Source organism: Bacteroidota bacterium (assembly GCA_016718825.1).
In the GTDB taxonomy this organism is placed as follows: domain Bacteria; phylum Bacteroidota; class Bacteroidia; order J057; family JADKCL01; genus JADKCL01.
In genome coordinates, this window is the sequence record JADKCL010000023.1 from 19566 (window position 1) to 36724 (window position 17159).

The window sequence follows — 17159 nt, forward strand, 5'->3', positions numbered from 1 at the left end:
TGTGCCGATTTTACATCACAAAAAAGAATATGGCGAATACCTCTTTTGATATCATTGTCGTCGGCTCGGGTCCCGGCGGATACGTGGCTGCCATCCGCGCAGCACAATTGGGTTTCAAGGTTGGCTGTGTCGAACGCGACGCACTCGGCGGCATCTGCCTCAACTGGGGCTGTATCCCGACCAAAGCCCTGCTCAAAAGCGCAGAAGTCTTTGAATATCTGAAACATGCCGAAGACTACGGCATCAAGGTTGCCGGTGCCGAACCGATGTTTGACAAGGTCGTCTCCCGCAGCCGCGGTGTCGCAGATGGCATGAGCAAGGGCATTCAGTTCCTGTTCCGCAAAAACAAAATCGAGCATATCGCCGGATTTGGAACCTTGACCAAGGACAAAAAGGTCGAAGTCACCAACGACAAAGGCGAAAAAACGATCTATACCGCGCCGCACATCATCCTCGCGACAGGTGCACGCAGCCGTCAGTTGCCGCACATGCCGATCGATGGCAAAAAAATCATCGGCTACCGCGAGGCGATGGTCCTCCCTACCCTGCCCAAGAAAATGATCGTGGTCGGTTCAGGTGCCATCGGCTCCGAATTTGCCTACTTCTACTCCGCCATGGGCACCGAAGTGACCCTGATCGAATTCATGGACCGCATCGTGCCTGTCGAGGACGAGGATGTGAGCCGCGAATTGGCCAAGAGCTTCAAAAAGCGCGGCATCAATGTAATGACAAGCAGCGAAGTGACGGCTGTGGACACGAAGGGCGCAGGCGTGATCGCCACCGTCAAAACGGCCAAAGGCGAAGAAAAAATCGAAGCAGACATCCTGTTGAGCGCGGTCGGCATCGTCTTTAACCTGGAGAATATCGGCTTGGAAGGCCTCGGCATCAAAACCGAAAAAGGCAAAGTCGTGGTCGACGAATATTACCGCACCAACGTGCCCGGCATTTATGCCATCGGCGACATCACGAGCGGACCTGCGTTGGCACACGTGGCTTCGGCCGAGGGCATCATCTGCGTCGAAAAGATCAAAGGTGTTCATACCGAGCCGCTCAACTACGGCAATATCCCCGGCTGTACGTATTGTCAGCCCGAGATTGCGAGCGTCGGCATGACCGAAAAGCAAGCGAAAGACGCTGGCTACGAAGTCAAAATCGGCAAATTTCCTTTCAGCGCAAGCGGCAAGGCAAGTGCAGCCGGCAAAAAAGAAGGCTTCATCAAAGTCATCTTCGACGCCAAATACGGCGAATGGCTCGGTGCCCACTTCATCGGCGCCAACGTCACCGAGATGATCGCCGAAGTGGTCGTCGCAAGGAAACTGGAAACGACCGGCCACGAGATCATCAAGTCGGTGCACCCGCACCCGACCATGTCAGAAGCGATCATGGAAGCATGTGCTGCTGCGTATGATGAGGTGATCCATTTGTGATTTGAATTGAGAATGCAGAATTGAGAATGGAGAATGCGTTTTGGCGTATTCTCCATTTTTCTTTTGGGGGGATTGTGTGCGAATCTCGTAGCCATCTGGTTCTAAACCGGTCGATTGGAGCGTTCCCTTGTCTTTCCGATAGAGCGGAGCTTCCCTTGTCATTCCGATGGAGCGAAGTTTCCCTTGTCATTCCGATGGAGCGAAGCGACGAGGAATCTGAAAGCTACGATACAGGAACTACACAGCATTCCGATTAGCCTCCAATCGGAAGAGCATCCCTCCTCGTGAAATTGCCATTGGGACAAACCGCTGCCGATTCACATCAATGCCCCAAAACCACATTCTTCGTGATCAACCCATCCTCCGTGGTCACCTGCAAGCTGTAGCCGCCTGCAGGCAAATGGGAGGTATTGAGCACAAACTCACGATCGCCGGCTGCATTGGGCATATCGATGACGACTTGACCGAGCATGTTGACCAAGCGGACGTTGCGCGGCATTTGGCCTTCGACAGCGACGTTGATCACTTGATTTGCCGGGACAGGCCAAATCCTGACGTGGGCGACGATTGCAGGACTGATGTTCACGCCTCCAACGACCGAAGCCGCAGTCACCGACGGTTGCAAAGTATGCGGAAACAAACTCATACCGACCGACTGAACCATATTCACAGTCGGTGAAAAAGCGACATTGCTGCCGACAAGGTTGGAATCTGTCTGAAACCCGAGGATCATCACCATTCCTTGACCACTTGTATCTGTAGGCACCGTCCTGGAAATCGCGATTTCTGCTGAGTTAGAACCGAATTTTGCGAAGGACATCCTGTTATTTCCCGGTGCAAACCAAGCATTGGAATAATCCACCCACTTCAAACCCGAATTGGCGAGGCCGGTCGAATTCCAACTGATCTTCATGGCCAGGCCGTGAACAGAATCGACATTGGTTCCCGAAAGTCCCTCAAAGTAAACCCCAAAGCGTGCGATGTCTCCTGCAGGAACCGGATTGTTCAGAGGAACGATTCGCAATTGATCCGGCCCGCCTGTTATGGTTCCCGTCTTGGTATGGGTACTTCCATAATTGAGCTGAATGGCAAGCGTATCGTCTACAAGAATGTCTCCATCGCCATCGGTGTCTCCTTGTTTGTAATTCGCTCCCAATCCGAGGCTTCCCAACCAATTCCACGCTTTTTGACCATACCATTGGGTGGTTGCATTGGGGCGCGACGAACCGCTATGGCCAAGTGCCGTTCCCAGGGCCAATACATCCATCACATCGGCCAACCCATCATAGTTGACATCTCCGGGAAAAACACAATCAATCAGCCCGGAAACGTTGATCGTGTCGAGTCGCACGCAACCGTTGGGAGCCGTAGCAGTTACGCGGTAAACACCGCCAGATGCAGCGACAATGGATTGACTTGTCGCCCCCGTGGACCACGCATAACTTGAGAATCCGGGGCCGGCATTCAAGGTGATCGACGTGTCGGCACACATCACGGTGTCGCTTCCAAGCCAAGAAGGCAGCGTTGGCAAAATCGTGACAACCACCGTGTCACTAGCCACGCAGCCAAACGTATTTGAAGCCGTGAGAATCACATTGTAAGTGCCAGGTGCAGTCAATGTCAGCGTCGGCGAATTTGCGCCTGTGCTCCAATTGTAATTGAATATGCCTGCCAATTGCGGATTCAAGGTCACCGTTTGCGGTTCGCAGACCGTTACATTGTTTCCAAGCGTGAAGCTGAAATTACTGAAACTCACATTGATGTCGTCCGTTGCCACGCATCCGCCCGCTCCAGTGACTGTCACTGAATAGACTCCGGCCGAAGTGACATTGATTGAGGGTGTCGTGGCACCTGTACTCCATTGATAACTGCTGTATCCGCCGCCTGCATTGAGTGTCGCAGATGCCTGACAAACATTGATGTCGGGACCAAGGTTGACGGGTGTAAATGGAAAGTGGCTGATGACAACCGTGTCCGTGGCAGTACACATGAACGAATTGTACACGCGTACGACGTAGGTGCCGGGACTTGTCACGGTATACGTCTGCGAATTGGGGCCATTGGTCCAGTTATAAGAATAGAAACCCGGACCGGCATCCAGCGTCACAGGCGTACCTGGGCAAACGGTTTGATCCGGACCGATGTTGGGACTTGGCAGCGGATTTCCCGTGACGACGATCGTGTCGCTGGCCGAACATCCGTATATGTTGCTGCCCTGCACCCAAATCGTTTGAGGACCAAGGCCCGTCACTTGGATGGTATTGGTTGTAGCACCAGTTGACCAAAGATAGCTTGTCACGTTGAATGTCGAAGGGTTGAGCACATAAGGACCTGGAAAGCAATAGCTTGCCGTGGACGGTAAACTCACGGTCGGTTGCACGTTGTAAACCAATGCGGTATCGCTGGTTTGGCAACCATTGCCATCGGTGACAGTAACGCGAAACATGCCTGACGCAGAGGGGTTGATTACCTGCGTCGTGGCACCAGTGTTCCAAGCGTAGGCCACGTAGCCCGGGCCGGCATCCAGCGTTACAGGGAAGTTACAAGTGTTGATATCAGGCCCAAGGTTGGGGCGAATTGTCGGGATCAGGCTGACATTGAGCGTGTCCATGGCTACGCAGCTACCGTTGACCGAGGCAGTCACACGGTATTGGCCGGGGTTTGTCACCAAGATGCTCTGTGTCGTTGCACCGGTCGACCAAAGATAGCTGCTGAAGCCGGGATTCGCAGTGAGGGTCGTACTCGCACCCTGACAAATCTGTTGATCAGGTCCAAGGTTAATCACCGGAATTTGCGGCGTGACCGTCGAGGATGCGTTGGTAATCGTTCCGGCACTGTCACGTTGGACGGAGACGGTGCCATTGCTCGCCATCGTGATTTGCACACTGTTTGTCCCTTGGCCGGAAATGATTGCACCATTCGTTACCGACCACGTGTAGGTGGAATTGGCAAATGGGAATGTGTAGAAATTGAAGGGTGAGCCTGCGCATACCGGTGGATGGAAAATTGCCAAGGATGGATAGGAAGGTGATTGTTGGATAAATGGCCAATTGCAGTTAAATGAATAGCCATAATTGCCGTAGTGGGTCGTAGCACGTGTCTCGGTCAGCACCATCGGACTCCCGCCTGACCATTTGATTTTCAATGTATCTAGAAATCCGTTGGCCGTAAATGGAACAGTATGGGAACTTAGCAAGGTACCACCGGAAACGCTCCAAGATGGGGTGTAGACATAATATGGGGCAACATACAAAGAACCACGGTTTCGTTGGTAAATCCAGACTTTACCGGTGTCCCCGTTCCAAGGCCCGTTGGCGATGGCGGGCATCGGAAAGGTAGGCTGCTTCCCGACCGTGGTTTGAAAGACGTCGTAAAAACTACAGTTCGCATTGGGATTGAAACTGCTTACCGTCGGGTATTCGTAACGATGGCCATCTCCGTTTCCCGTCCATACATACGTTGCAGTGGGCGTGCCTTGACCTGCAATCGGAGAGCCCGACCAATTATGGGTACAATTCCCGCATGTCGTGTACGCCGTATGTGATACTGGGGTGAAGGCACATACTTGAGATTCAGCCTGCGGATTTCCGTAGCATTGGGCTTCAAGACGTTGCAGGAACAAGAAAACAAGCGCAATCAAAAGCGAAACCCCGATTCGGAAATTCATAGCATTCAGCATTTTATTTGAACCCTACATAACTGTCAACCTTGATGCTTACCTACGTTTTGCATTCGACACTTTACCACCAAAAACCCAACAAATGCCTTCCAGATGCGTTTTTCCTCCACTTCGAAAACAATGCCATAAATCAATGCCCCACCACCACATTCTTCGTGATCAGCCCATCCTCCGTGGTCACCTGCAAGCTGTAACCGCCTGCTGGCAAATGGGAGGTATTGAGGACAAACTCCCGATCGCCGGCTGCGTTGGGCATATCGATGACGACTTGGCCCAACATGTTGACCAGGCGCACGTTGCGGGGCATTTGGCCTTCGACAGCGACGTTGATGATTTGATCGGCTGGAATCGGCCAAATCCGCACATGCGCAAGAACTTGCGGGCCGATTGACACAGCTCCAACGACCGTCGTCGAATTGACCAAGGGTGACGCAGGATGCGGGAAAAGGCTCATGCCAACTCCCTGAACCATGTTGACCGTTGGATAAAAGGTGACGTTGGATCCCGTTAGGCTCGAGTCAGTCGCGAAACCCAGGATCATTACCATGCCATTTCCACTGGTGTCGGTCGGACTTTTCCTTGAGAGCGCGATTTCCGCAGCATTCGCGCTGAATTTCCCGAAGGTCATTTGGTCATTCCCCGGTGCAAACCAAGCATTGGAATAGTCTACATACTTCAATCCTGTAATCCCCGGCGAATTCCAGCTGATCTTCATCGCCAATCCGTGCACAGAATCAACGGCGCCGGCCGAAAGGCTTTCGTAGTAGACCCCAAAACGGGCGATATCTCCCGCCGCGACAGGATTGTTCAACGGCGTGATGCGCAACCGCCCATCGCCGCCCGTGATCGTCCCGGTTTTGGTATGCGTGCTTCCAAAGTTGAGTTGAATGGCCAGCGTGTCATCCATCAGAATATCGCCATCGCCATCGGTATCCCCTTGTTTGTAATTTGAACCTGTGCCCAAGCTTCCCAACCAATTCCATGCCCGCTGACCATACCATTGTGTGCTCGCATTGGCGCGTGTACTGCCACTGACCCCAATCGCAGTCCCCAATGCCAGTACGTCCATCAAATCGGCCACACCGTCGTAGTTCACATCTCCTGGGAAAACACAATCGATCAGTCCGGAAATCATCACCGTATCCAAACGAACGCATCCGTTAGGGGCCGTCGCAGTCACGCGGTAAACCCCTCCGGTCGGTGCCACAATCGTTTGACTTGTCGCTCCGGTGGACCAGGCATAACTTGAGAATCCGGGGCCGGCATTCAACGTCATATTCGTATCTGCGCACATTACGGTATCACTTCCAAGCCACGAAGGCAATGTAGGCAAAATCGTGACGGTGACCGTATCGCTTGCGATGCAACCAAATGTATTGGAAGCGGTCAGCGTCACATTATAGGTTCCCGGGGTACTCAGCGTCAAGGTGGGTGTAGTTGGGCCGGTACTCCAATTGTAATTGAAAATGCCCGCCAATTGAGGATTCAAGGTCACTGTTTGGGGTTCGCAGACGGTCACATTGGGGCCTAGGCTGAAAGTGAAATTGGAGAAAGATACGTTGATGTCGTCCGTTGCCACGCATCCGCCTGCGCCTGTAACCGTGACGGAATAGGTGCCTTGTGATGTGACAGTGATCGACGGCGTAGTTGCTCCAGTACTCCACAAATAACTGCTGTATCCGCCTCCAGCATTGAGCATGGCCGAACCCTGACAGACATTGACGTCAGGTCCAAGGTTGACTGGGGTAAAAGGATAATTCGCGATCACCACGGTATCTGTTGCATAACAATTAAAGCTATTGTAAACATACACGATATAGGTTCCAGGTGAAGTAACCGTGTAGGTTGGCGACGACGGACCGTTGATCCATACATAGGAGGCGAAACCCGGCCCGGGATCTAATGTGACGGGCGTACCCGGGCAAACCGTTTGGTTGGGACCAAGGTTTGGAACTGGAAGCGGATTTCCTGTCACCACAATTGTATCTCTTGCACTGCAGCCATAGGTGTTGCTGCCTTGTACCCAAATTGTTTGGACTCCAAGACCAGATACTTGAATTGTTGGTGTGGTCGCACCAGTCGACCACAGGTAGTTGGTCACACTTGAGGTAGATGGATTGATCGTATATGGTCCTGGGAAACAATAGCTTGCCGTGCTAGGCAAACTCACATACGGTTGCACATTGTAGATGGTAAGGGTATCACTTGTCTGACAGCCATTTCCGTCTGTGACCGTAACTCGAAATTGGCCTGCCGTCGCGGGATTGATGATTTGTGTCGTGGCACCGGTATTCCAAACATAAGATGTGTAGCCCGGACCCGCATCGAGTGTATTGGGAAAAGTACAGGTATTGATATCAGGCCCGAGATTGGGACGCGTGGTCGGGACCAAGCTGATGTTGATCGTATCCCTCGCAACGCAGTTGCCATTGGCAGAGGCGGTGACGCGGTATTGGCCAGCCGAAGTCACAACGATACTTTGGGTAGTTGCCCCAGTGGACCAGAGATAATTTCCGAATCCAGGATTGGCAGTAAGCGTTGTGCTGCTGCCTTGGCAAATCTGCTGGTCAGGCCCCAAATTGATCACGGGAATGAGCGGAACCACATTCGTAGAGGCATTGGTCAATGTACCTGCGCTGTCACGTTGCACCGAAACACTGCCATTGGACGCCATGTTGATTTGTACACTGTTGGTGCCTTGCCCGGAGAGAATTGTTCCGTTGGTGACGGTCCAAGTGTAGGTAGAATTTGCAAATGGAAAGGTATAGAAATTCGTAGGTGAACCGGCGCAGACGGCTGGATGAAAAACCGCCAAGGAGGGATAGGCCGGTGCCGATTGGTACGGCGTCCAAGTACAGTTGAAGCCCATGCCCCACGTTCCTTGGTGAGTGGTACTACGTGACTCAATGAATGCCATCGGACCTGCACCGGACCACTTCACATACACGGAATCGTAATACCAATTGGAATTGGGCGTCCAAGTATTGGAACGAAGAATGGAACCGCCGGTCACCGACCAAGTCGGCGTAAAAACATAATTCGGCCAACCGTACATCGAGCCGCGCTGCCGATAATAGATCCAAACTTTCCCCGTATCGCCATCCCAAGGGCCGTTTAGCAGACTGGGGATGGGAAAAGTTGGCTGTTGCCCCACGGTGGTCATAAAAACATCGGAATAGCTGCAATTCGCATTGGGATTGTAACTGCTGACCGAGGGGTAGATGGAGTAGTGTCCGTCACCCTGCCCCGTAAATAAATAGGTGGCCGTTGCAGTACCTTGACCAGCGATCGGATTGCCACTCCAATTGTGCGTGCAATTTCCGCAAGTATTAAAGGCATGCAACGTGAGCGGCGTATACGCACAGGTCTGCGCCTCTGCTTGCGGATTGCCGTAGCATTGTGCGACAACACGCGTTGTAATGCCCGTTGCGATGAGCAGAATCAATGAAAAAACGATCCGGATTCGCATGGAATTCAAAATCTGAGTGAAAAACCTGGAATTTGTTTACCGAATACTTACCAAAACACGAGGAACATAAAAGGATCCGAAATCCTAAGGTAAATCTATGGATCTGCTGCGATCACCAAGCTACAGCATTCCGATCACCCGCCATTTCCAACATCAATGCGAAAGTACAATTCTTTTGGCAATCAACACATTGTCTTCCGTCAAGATTTGCAGACTGTATCCACCGGCAGGCAAATCGGCCACCTGCAAGGCGAATTCGCGCTCACCGCTAGCCGAGACTTCCAATACCGTTTGGCCGAGCATATTCACCAGCCGCAGAACCCGTGGAAGCTGCCCATCAACCGCAATTCGAAGAATATCGTCGGCAGGAATTGGCCAAACACGTACCTCGGTGGCCACCGGTGCATTAGTAGCTACGGCACCAATCACGGTGGCTGCTACAACGTTGGGCTGCATTCCCTTAGGAATCAGGCTCATGGAAACTCCTTGGGCAAAATTCACCGTCGGTGCAAACGTCACATTGCTCCCGACCAAGCTTGAATCGGTCTGGAATCCCAAAATCATAATGATCCCTTGGCCCGAAGTATCCGTTCCAGAAAGCCTCGACAAAGCCAAATCAACCGAGTTGGCTCCCGACTGCAAGAAGGTCATACGGTTATTGGCCGGGGCAAACCAAGCACTTGAAAAGTCCACAAACTTCAAACCCGCATTCGCCAGTCCCAAAGAGGGCCAACTCAGTTTCAAAGCCAAACCGTGAATCGAATCGACATTGCTGCCTTGTGGGCCTTCATAATACACGGCAAAACGGGCCAAATCGCCAGCTGCCACATTGGTATTCAATGGAATGACCCGCAAAACTTCGTTTCCACCTGTAATGGTCCCCACTTTGGTATGCTGGCTTCCGTAATTCTGATGGACAGCCATTGTGTCACCGGCCTGAATCAAGCCGTTTCCGTCGGAATCAGCCTGCTTGAAATTCGAGATGAACGGCAATGGGAAAGCCCCGTTCCAGTTCCAAGCCTGCTGTCCATACCATTGTGTACTGGCATTTGCGCGTGCAGGACCTGAGTACCCGATCACGGTGCCCAAAGCCAAAACATCCATCAGATCGGCAACGCCGTCATAATTGGCATCTCCGGGAAACACACAATCAATCAAGCCGGATATCATGACCGTGTCCAAGCGCACGCAGCCATTGGGAGCTGTTGCGGTCACGCTGTAGACGCCGCCCGAAGCCGCCACGATGCTCTGTGTATTTGCCCCCGTAGACCAAGCGTAGCTCGAAAACCCGGACCCGACATTCAGCGTGATGCTGGTATCCGCACAGAGGATCGTATCCCCACCGAGAAGTGATGGCAAGGTCGGCAAGATGGTCACCGAAACCGTGTCAGCGGCCGTACATCCGAAATTATTGGCGACAGTAAGCGTGACGTTGTAGGTACCCGGCACCGTCAATGTCAACGCCGGGGTCGAGGCTCCCGTGCTCCAATTGTAGGTGAAGTTTCCGATGAGTTGGGGATTCAAGGTGACCGTTTGCGGTTCGCAGACCGTCACATTATTGCCCAAGCTGAAACTGAAGTTGGAAAAGATCACATCAATGGCATCATTGGATGTGCATCCGCCAGCCCCCGAAACAGTTACCGAATAATTTCCACTTGAAGTTACGGTGATCGATTGCGTCGTTGCACCGTTGCTCCAGAGATAGCTGGAATATCCACCGCCGGCATTCAGGGTTGCCGATGGCTGGCAAACGTTGATGTCAGGCCCCAGATTGACCGGAGTGAATGGATAGTTGCTGATCAAAATGGTGTCGGATGCGCTGCATCCAAAACTGTTGTAGACAGTGACGCGATAGGAACCCGGCGTAGAGACCGTATAGGTTTGTGAAGCCGGACCGCCTGACCAGATATAGGAGGAAAAACCTGGCCCAGCATCCAAAGTGACACTCGTACCGGGACAAATGGTCTGATCGGGACCGATATTGGGTGTAGGCCGGGGATTACCCGTCACGACAATCGTGTCACTTGCGATGCATCCATAGGTATTGGTACCGCGAATCCACAAGCTCTGTGTTCCCGTGGCCGTCAATTGAATCGTCGGCGTCGTTGCGCCTGTCGACCAGAGATAGCTGGTCACATTGGAATACGATGGACTTACTGTATAAGGCCCTGGTGCACAATAGCTTGCCGTTGTAGGAAGACTTACGGATGGCTGTACGTTGTAAATGAGAGCGGTATCACTCGTGAGGCAGCCATTCACATCCGTCACGGTCACGCGATAGGTCCCTGAAATCATCGGATTGATCACTTGCGTGGTCGCGCCATTGCTCCAAGCATAAGACACATATCCAGGGCCTGCATCCAATGTCACGGGAAATGTGCAAGTATATTGATCGGGGCCTAGGTTCGGTCTTGTGGTGAGAATTGGGGTAAGGTTAATTGTGTCGGTAGCAGAACAATTGCCATTGATGGTGGCGGTCACTCGGTATTGCCCGGGATTCGACACCGTGATGCTCTGGGTCGTCGCTCCATTCGACCACTGATAGCTGGTGAAGCCGGAATTGGCGGTGAGGGTCAAACTGCTGCCCTGACAAAGATTCTGGTCAGGACCTAAATTCACCACGGGAACAAAAGGTGTCACTGTCGAATTTGCCGTTGTGATTGTCCCGGCACTGTCGCGCACGACGGTGACGGTTGCAGGCCCATTCAAGATGATGCCCGCACTGTTGGTACCCTGCCCCGACGCCACGGTGCCATTGGATACCGACCAAGTATAGGTCGAATTGGCAAACGGAAAGGTGAAAAAAGTTGCTGGCGACCCTTGGCAAACCGGGTGATTGAATACCGCGAGGCTGGGATAGCCCGGTGAACTTGCTGGAGGCACCCAGTTGCACGCAAACGATGTGAGCATGTTATGCGGATAATAGCCCACAAACTGCGCCTCGTTCAAATGCATATTGGTAGGGCCGGCCCACTTCACAAATACGGAATCGTCGTAGTAAACATTTCCGCGGTGATTTACCGACCTCAGTTTCACACCACCCGTGACAGTCCAAGACGGGTAGAAATCTACAAGTCCCAAGGTGATCCCGTTGGGATTCATGTAGTTCCGTGTGTAAATCCACACTTTGCTGGTGTCGCCATTCCAAGGTCCGTTGACCAAGGCTGGCAACGGAAGGTTGGGTTGGGATGCAACGCCAACTTGCCACATATCGCCGTAGCTACAGGGGACATTGGGATTGTAGCTGCTTGAGGACACCTGCCCGGTCATTACGCCAAATCCCGGGGTTGGACTCCACTGGTAAGTCGCCAATGCAGTCCCTTGGCCTGACTGCGGTGCGGGGGACCATGTGTGCGTACAATTCCCGCAGGTCGTGAAAGCCTGCATTGTCAGCGGCGAAGATCCACAGGTCCAAGACTCAGCCTGCGCGTTTCCATAACACTGAGCATCAACAAAATAGGGAAAACAGGCCAACAAGAGCAAACAGAGGAGAGAGGGAATTCGATTTGACATAAAACCACTTTTGGAGAATGGATGCGAAACTTCCAACGATGCACCATTTCCTTACCCACACAACAAAAATAATGTCTCTGCACATTTTCTCCAAATGAAATCCCTTACAAAATCACAAAAAATCTGTCTTTGGATTTCGTGTTCGGTCGGTGGTGCGGCAAATGGAACATTCTCCAATTTTATCTTTAGATTTGGGCCTCTGCACTAAAAAACACTGAATTATGAGTGATAATACAGCTTCTACGACCACCCATTCCCTTTATCAGAAGCATGAGGGGGTTCTTCGCAAGGCCATCGCAGCCATCCACGAACGCAGTTTCTATGCTGCCTTTCTTGAGGCTCCGAGCAAAAGCGTCTATGGCGAAACCGGCCATGAAGACGGCCTCGCAGCTTACAACGCCCAAGTCGGCAAGCCTTATGCCAGCCTGCTGCAAGGCAGCGACACCACCCTCGCCGCAGGCGAAGAATCGCCCTATACACTCGAAAAACTCGGCATCAGCTATCCTGCCTACAAAAATCCCGAAGAATATGTCGCCGTCGCACGTTCCCTTGCCGTTGCATGGGGCAAAGTCGATGTCCAAACACGCGCCGGCATTCTGGTCGAATCGCTTTACCGCATCAGCAAAAGGTTCTTTGAGCTGACTTTCGCGACCATGCATACCACTGGCCAAGCCTACATGATGTCTTTCCAGGCAAGTGGCCCGCACAGCAATGACCGCGCCTTGGAAGCCATCGCCCTAGGACTCCACGAGCAAACCCGCTTCCCCGCCAATGTCGAATGGGTCAAGCCCATGGGCAAGGACAAGGATGGCAATCCGATGTTTGTCAAGCTGCAAAAGCAATTCCGCTGCCAACCGATCGGTATTGGTCTTGCCATCGGATGCTCGACTTTTCCTGTTTGGAATACCGTTCCCGGGGTTTATGCGAGCTTGGTCACTGGCAATCCGGTGATTGTCAAGCCGCATCCGAAAGCCATTTATCCGCTCGCTTTGGTCGTCTCCGAAATCCAGAGTGTGCTCAAGGACAATGGATTCGATCCCAATATCGTTCAACTCGCACCAGATACCACCGAGGCTCCGATCGCCAAATTGTTGGCTGAAAACCCGGCGATCAAACTGATCGACTACACAGGTGGCAGCAGCTTCGGCGATTACCTCGAAGGCTTGAAAGGCAAGCGTACCTTCACCGAGAAGGCCGGCATCAACAGCATCGTGCTGCATAGCACCAACGATGTGCGGTCCATGATGCAAAACATCGCCTTCTCGCTCTCACTTTACAGTGGTCAGATGTGTACCTGCGCGCAGAACATTTTCATCCCCAAAGACGGAATCGATACGCCCGAAGGCAAGCTCAGCTATGACGATACTGTTGCAGCTTTGACGACAGCGATTCACAAATTGGTGACACATGAAAAAATGGGCCCCGGAACCTTGGGCGCGATCCAAAATCCAGCGACGGCCGAACGTGTGAATACCGCCGCAGGACTTGGATTCAAGCAACTACTTGCTTCACAGGCGATTGCCAATCCTGAATTCCCGAAAGCGCGCGTCCTCTCCCCTGCCGTGTTTGAGGTTCCCTCGACCGACCGCGCAGCCTTGGAAAAAGAAATGTTTGGCCCCATCGTGTTTGTGGTTCCCGTGGTGGATTACAAAGAAGGTGTCGCCATTGCACGTTCGCTGGCGATCATGGAAGGTGCCATCACTTTCAGCAGCTGGTGCACCGACGAAGCCGCCCGCGCCTATATGGTCGACGAAATGGCTTCGAGCTTCACATCGATCAGCTTCAACTTTGTCGGGCCGATTTGGTCCAATCAAAGCGCCGGTTTCAGCGACTTCCACGTTTCTGGCGGAAATCCGGCTGGCAACGCATCTTTGACGGATCCCGAATACGTTACAAAACGATTCGAGATTGTGGGCATCCGTACCCATGCTTGATACGTATTGATTTTTAGCCACGAAGGCACAAAGACGCAAAGAGAATCCATGACCTTTGTGCCTTCGTGCCTTCGTGGCAAAATAAAACAATGAAATCCTCTATTAAGAAGATGACGAAATCAAAAGGACTATTCTTCGCATTCACCTGCCTGGGCGTGATGTTTCTAAGCAGTTGTGGCGGTGGCAACGTGATGCTCGACAACCCCAACAACGATGAAGGGGCCACTTTTATCATCGACGGTACGGATGAATACAGCCTCCAACCCGGGGAAATGAAGAAGATTTCATTGGGGGAAGGTGCTCACAAAGTAGCGGTCACACGTACAAAAGCGGGGCGGGCTTCGAATCTGAATTTGATGTCAAGGAGGGCGGAGTGTTGCATGCAGGTGGTAGCTATGTGGTATGGCGCCAATTGTACGGCGTGCAAACCGACCGCAAATCCCTGCTCAACGAGGACTGGGTCATGATTGATTCGACCAAATTCCTCGGAGACTTGCGGGTGTACCCAGACAGCATCTACTATATCGAAAAGAACTGGACCTTGGGCCTAGAGGAGGAATTACCTGAAAGCCAAGCGCTTTATGTCACCAGTGACTACAAGGTGGAGAGCAAGATCTTCCGTCAGGCGGATTTTATTGCCACGTATAGGGCGTTGGCTGAAAATGCGGAGAAACCCAAGTGAACATTTTTGATGCGTAGACAAATCGGATTCTCCATTTTCCATTAGCTTCGCTGATTCCTTGGCAATTAGCTGCGCTGAACTTCGTTTCTCAATTCTCCATTAATGTGAAAGTACTGCTGCTCGGCAACGGAATTAACAGGATCGACAACAATTATTCGTGGAATAACTTGATGGACGACTTGTTGGCGTATGCCAAGATGGAAAATGCGATCACGCTCGACAACAAGCCTTTTCCGTTGTTGTACGAGGAGATTTACCTGCGCCTGACATCTTATCAGCACCATCCGGAGGCGGAGATCAAGGAAAAAATCGCCGAATTGATTCGGAATGTAAAGAGCAACGACCTGCACCGCAGAGTCATGAAGCTGAACGTGGATGAGATTCTCACGACGAACTACGACTACAATCTGGAGTCGGTGACGTTTGGAGGGGTGCAAGGCGCCAAGCCGATCAAGCCGGTGAAGGGCAGCAAATATTCGATTTTGAGGCGGCGGAAGGCGGGGACCAAAACCATCTGGCACATTCACGGGGAATGTTACGCCCCGGGGACGATCCTTTTGGGGTACCACCAATACGCAGGTTACCTTCAAACGATTCGCAACTACGTGACCAACGGGTTAAAATACCAGAACCTCTACTTCGAACCCCTTACCAAACGTCTCAAAGAAGGTGACACCGAAATCCGGACCTGGATCGACCACTTTTTCATGAGTGACGTTTATATCCTAGGATTGACCATGGACTTCGTCGAAATCCACCTGTGGTTGTTGCTCAATCTCCGGGCGCGGTTGTTCAAGGCTCCCAACAAACCGTTCCAAAACAAGGTGACCTATATCTATGCCGCAAGCGACGCTGCAGCGATGAAACCCCGTATCGACCTGCTCTGCGCCTGCGGCGTCAGTTGTATCGCCTTGCCGGTCGTCGACCACAATTGGAAAGACATGTACAAGCATGCCTTGGACATGATTGACCGGGCTTGAGGATTCCTTCGGGAATCAGTCGAAAGGCGCATTTTGGGAAATCGGAGCATCTTCTTGCTGATTTCGAAGCACAACCCAAACCGCTGCGACAAGAACCATTGACAAAGCAGCCAACATCACCATCCCGGGTACCCAAATGCCACCGTCAGGCTTGCCACCGATATCGATGTTCTGAAAGGTGAATTGGTCTGCGATCCAATAACCCAAACCGCTGCTTGCCATGAGCATTCCCATCGCGGTTCCCTTCCGATTGGCAGGCGTCAAACGCCAAACCGTGGCGAAGGTCAGATAATTGTACAGCGACTCTCCTACTGCGCCCAACAAAACCGCCGCGATCATGGCGATCGTACCGACATAAGGAAAGACAAGGTAAATGCAGATACCCAAGGTGCTCAATCCAACCCCAATCAACAAGCGCAGTCCCGCGCCGCTGAATCCTTTGGTAGCAGGGCTTTTCCGCAGCACAAATGCGAGTCCGATCCCAAGATTCAGTAGCAACACGAGCAACGCCTGAAATTGAATGGAAAGCATGGAATAATTGTAGCCAACATACTCCATTGCAAGGTCCCCTGACAAGCGGATCGTGGCCCAAAGGACGCACGTCAGCAGCATGATGAGGAGCATCAAACTGTTGCGGCGCAAGGCGGATGGACTCGGTGAAACTGCAAAAAGAATGAATCCCAAGACTACCGTCATCAACAAGATCGCGTACACAAGCGAGTCGCTCATAAAGTAGAAGCTGGGCTGCATCATCCAGAAGTGGAACACAAATATTCCCAAAGCCAAGGCGATCAGCAGGAAGCTACCGAATAACTCAGATAAAATCCGTCGAGGTTGCCAAGCCATCCTAGGCCGCGCTGCCGGCAAAATTCCGGTGACGGAGATGATCAGCATGAAAATTGCGTGCAAACTCGCCAGCGCGGTAAGCACCCAAAAGCCTGTTTGATTCGTGAAGCTGCCGGATATGACGAACAATCCCATCAATAGATTTCCAAGCAAGGCAGCCACGTTGAGGATCGCCCAAACAATGGAAAATCCGCCTTCGATATGGTTGGACCGGGTGGAAAGCATGAATCCAAAATGGGTCAGATTCCCCATTTTTGCAGCGCTCGAGCCTACTAAAGTCAATGCCGCCCCAGCGATCACGGCGACGTCGAAGCCTGAAGCAATGCAGCCGAGTCCAATGGCATTCAACAATGCTCCTTGGACCACGATCGAACGTGTTCTGATGAGAAAATCGACCAAAATCCCCGAAATCCCACTGAGAATCAGCATCAAAACAAGATTGTGCCGAAAAGAACCGCGTGCATCGTCAATGCCCAACTCGTTGACAACGTACAGCACCAGAATCGTACGACATGCATAGTAGATGAACCGTTCCAGGAAAATGGAGGTCCCCACAAGGCTTGCTGCCAGAACGCGCGGAGAATCTTGCGGATGCGTATCCTTATCCAATTGGCTCATTTGCATGAATT

General features: G+C 52.2%; 8 protein-coding genes. 4 read left to right on the top strand and 4 right to left on the bottom strand.

Annotated features, from left to right (window positions below; genetic code table 11):
• Positions 1 to 29 precede the first annotated feature (29 nt).
• Positions 30 to 1427, top strand: a complete 1398-nt coding sequence (gene lpdA, locus IPN95_21005; protein ID MBK9451848.1) for a dihydrolipoyl dehydrogenase — start codon at positions 30 to 32, stop codon at positions 1425 to 1427.
• Positions 1428 to 1749: 322 nt separating this feature from the next.
• On the opposite strand, the gene IPN95_21010 is transcribed toward lpdA, so the two are convergent.
• The 3 genes from IPN95_21010 to IPN95_21020 form a co-directional block, all read right to left on the bottom strand.
• Positions 1750 to 5094 carry a T9SS type A sorting domain-containing protein gene (locus IPN95_21010; GenBank protein MBK9451849.1) on the bottom strand — a complete coding sequence of 1115 codons (3345 nt, stop codon included), beginning with the start codon at positions 5092 to 5094 and terminating at the stop codon, positions 1750 to 1752.
• Between the two features lie 142 nt (positions 5095 to 5236).
• Positions 5237 to 8575, bottom strand: a complete 3339-nt coding sequence (locus IPN95_21015; protein MBK9451850.1) for a T9SS type A sorting domain-containing protein — start codon at positions 8573 to 8575, stop codon at positions 5237 to 5239.
• 153 nt (positions 8576 to 8728) lie between these two features.
• Positions 8729 to 12088 carry a PKD domain-containing protein gene (locus tag IPN95_21020; protein ID MBK9451851.1) on the bottom strand — a complete coding sequence of 1120 codons (3360 nt, stop codon included), beginning with the start codon at positions 12086 to 12088 and terminating at the stop codon, positions 8729 to 8731.
• A 221-nt stretch (positions 12089 to 12309) separates the two neighbouring features.
• On the opposite strand from IPN95_21020, the gene paaN reads away from it, so the two are divergent.
• The 3 genes from paaN to IPN95_21035 all read left to right on the top strand — a co-directional run bounded on the left by paaN (position 12310) and on the right by IPN95_21035 (position 15684).
• Positions 12310 to 14022, top strand: a complete 1713-nt coding sequence (gene paaN / locus IPN95_21025; protein ID MBK9451852.1) for a phenylacetic acid degradation protein PaaN — start codon at positions 12310 to 12312, stop codon at positions 14020 to 14022.
• Positions 14023 to 14395: 373 nt separating this feature from the next.
• Complete coding sequence (locus IPN95_21030; GenBank protein MBK9451853.1) at positions 14396 to 14704, top strand: hypothetical protein; 309 nt, start codon at positions 14396 to 14398, stop codon at positions 14702 to 14704.
• A gap of 104 nt (positions 14705 to 14808) precedes the next feature.
• Positions 14809 to 15684, top strand: coding sequence for an SIR2 family protein (locus IPN95_21035; GenBank protein ID MBK9451854.1), 876 nt, complete (start codon positions 14809 to 14811; stop codon positions 15682 to 15684).
• A 15-nt stretch (positions 15685 to 15699) separates the two neighbouring features.
• Here the strand turns inward: IPN95_21035 and IPN95_21040 are convergent, their stop codons facing one another.
• Positions 15700 to 17148 carry a hypothetical protein gene (locus IPN95_21040; protein MBK9451855.1) on the bottom strand — a complete coding sequence of 483 codons (1449 nt, stop codon included), beginning with the start codon at positions 17146 to 17148 and terminating at the stop codon, positions 15700 to 15702.
• Positions 17149 to 17159 lie beyond the last annotated feature (11 nt).

What these genes read in the sequence shown, in the direction of transcription:
- lpdA (MBK9451848.1), top strand. Translation starts at nt 30, where the DNA reads ATGGCGAATACCTCTTTTGATATCATTGTCGTCGGCTCGGGTCCCGGC.
- IPN95_21010 (MBK9451849.1), bottom strand. Translation starts at nt 5,094, where the DNA reads ATGAATTTCCGAATCGGGGTTTCGCTTTTGATTGCGCTTGTTTTCTTG.
- IPN95_21015 (MBK9451850.1), bottom strand. Translation starts at nt 8,575, where the DNA reads ATGCGAATCCGGATCGTTTTTTCATTGATTCTGCTCATCGCAACGGGC.
- IPN95_21020 (MBK9451851.1), bottom strand. Translation starts at nt 12,088, where the DNA reads ATGTCAAATCGAATTCCCTCTCTCCTCTGTTTGCTCTTGTTGGCCTGT.
- paaN (MBK9451852.1), top strand. Translation starts at nt 12,310, where the DNA reads ATGAGTGATAATACAGCTTCTACGACCACCCATTCCCTTTATCAGAAG.
- IPN95_21040 (MBK9451855.1), bottom strand. Translation starts at nt 17,148, where the DNA reads ATGAGCCAATTGGATAAGGATACGCATCCGCAAGATTCTCCGCGCGTT.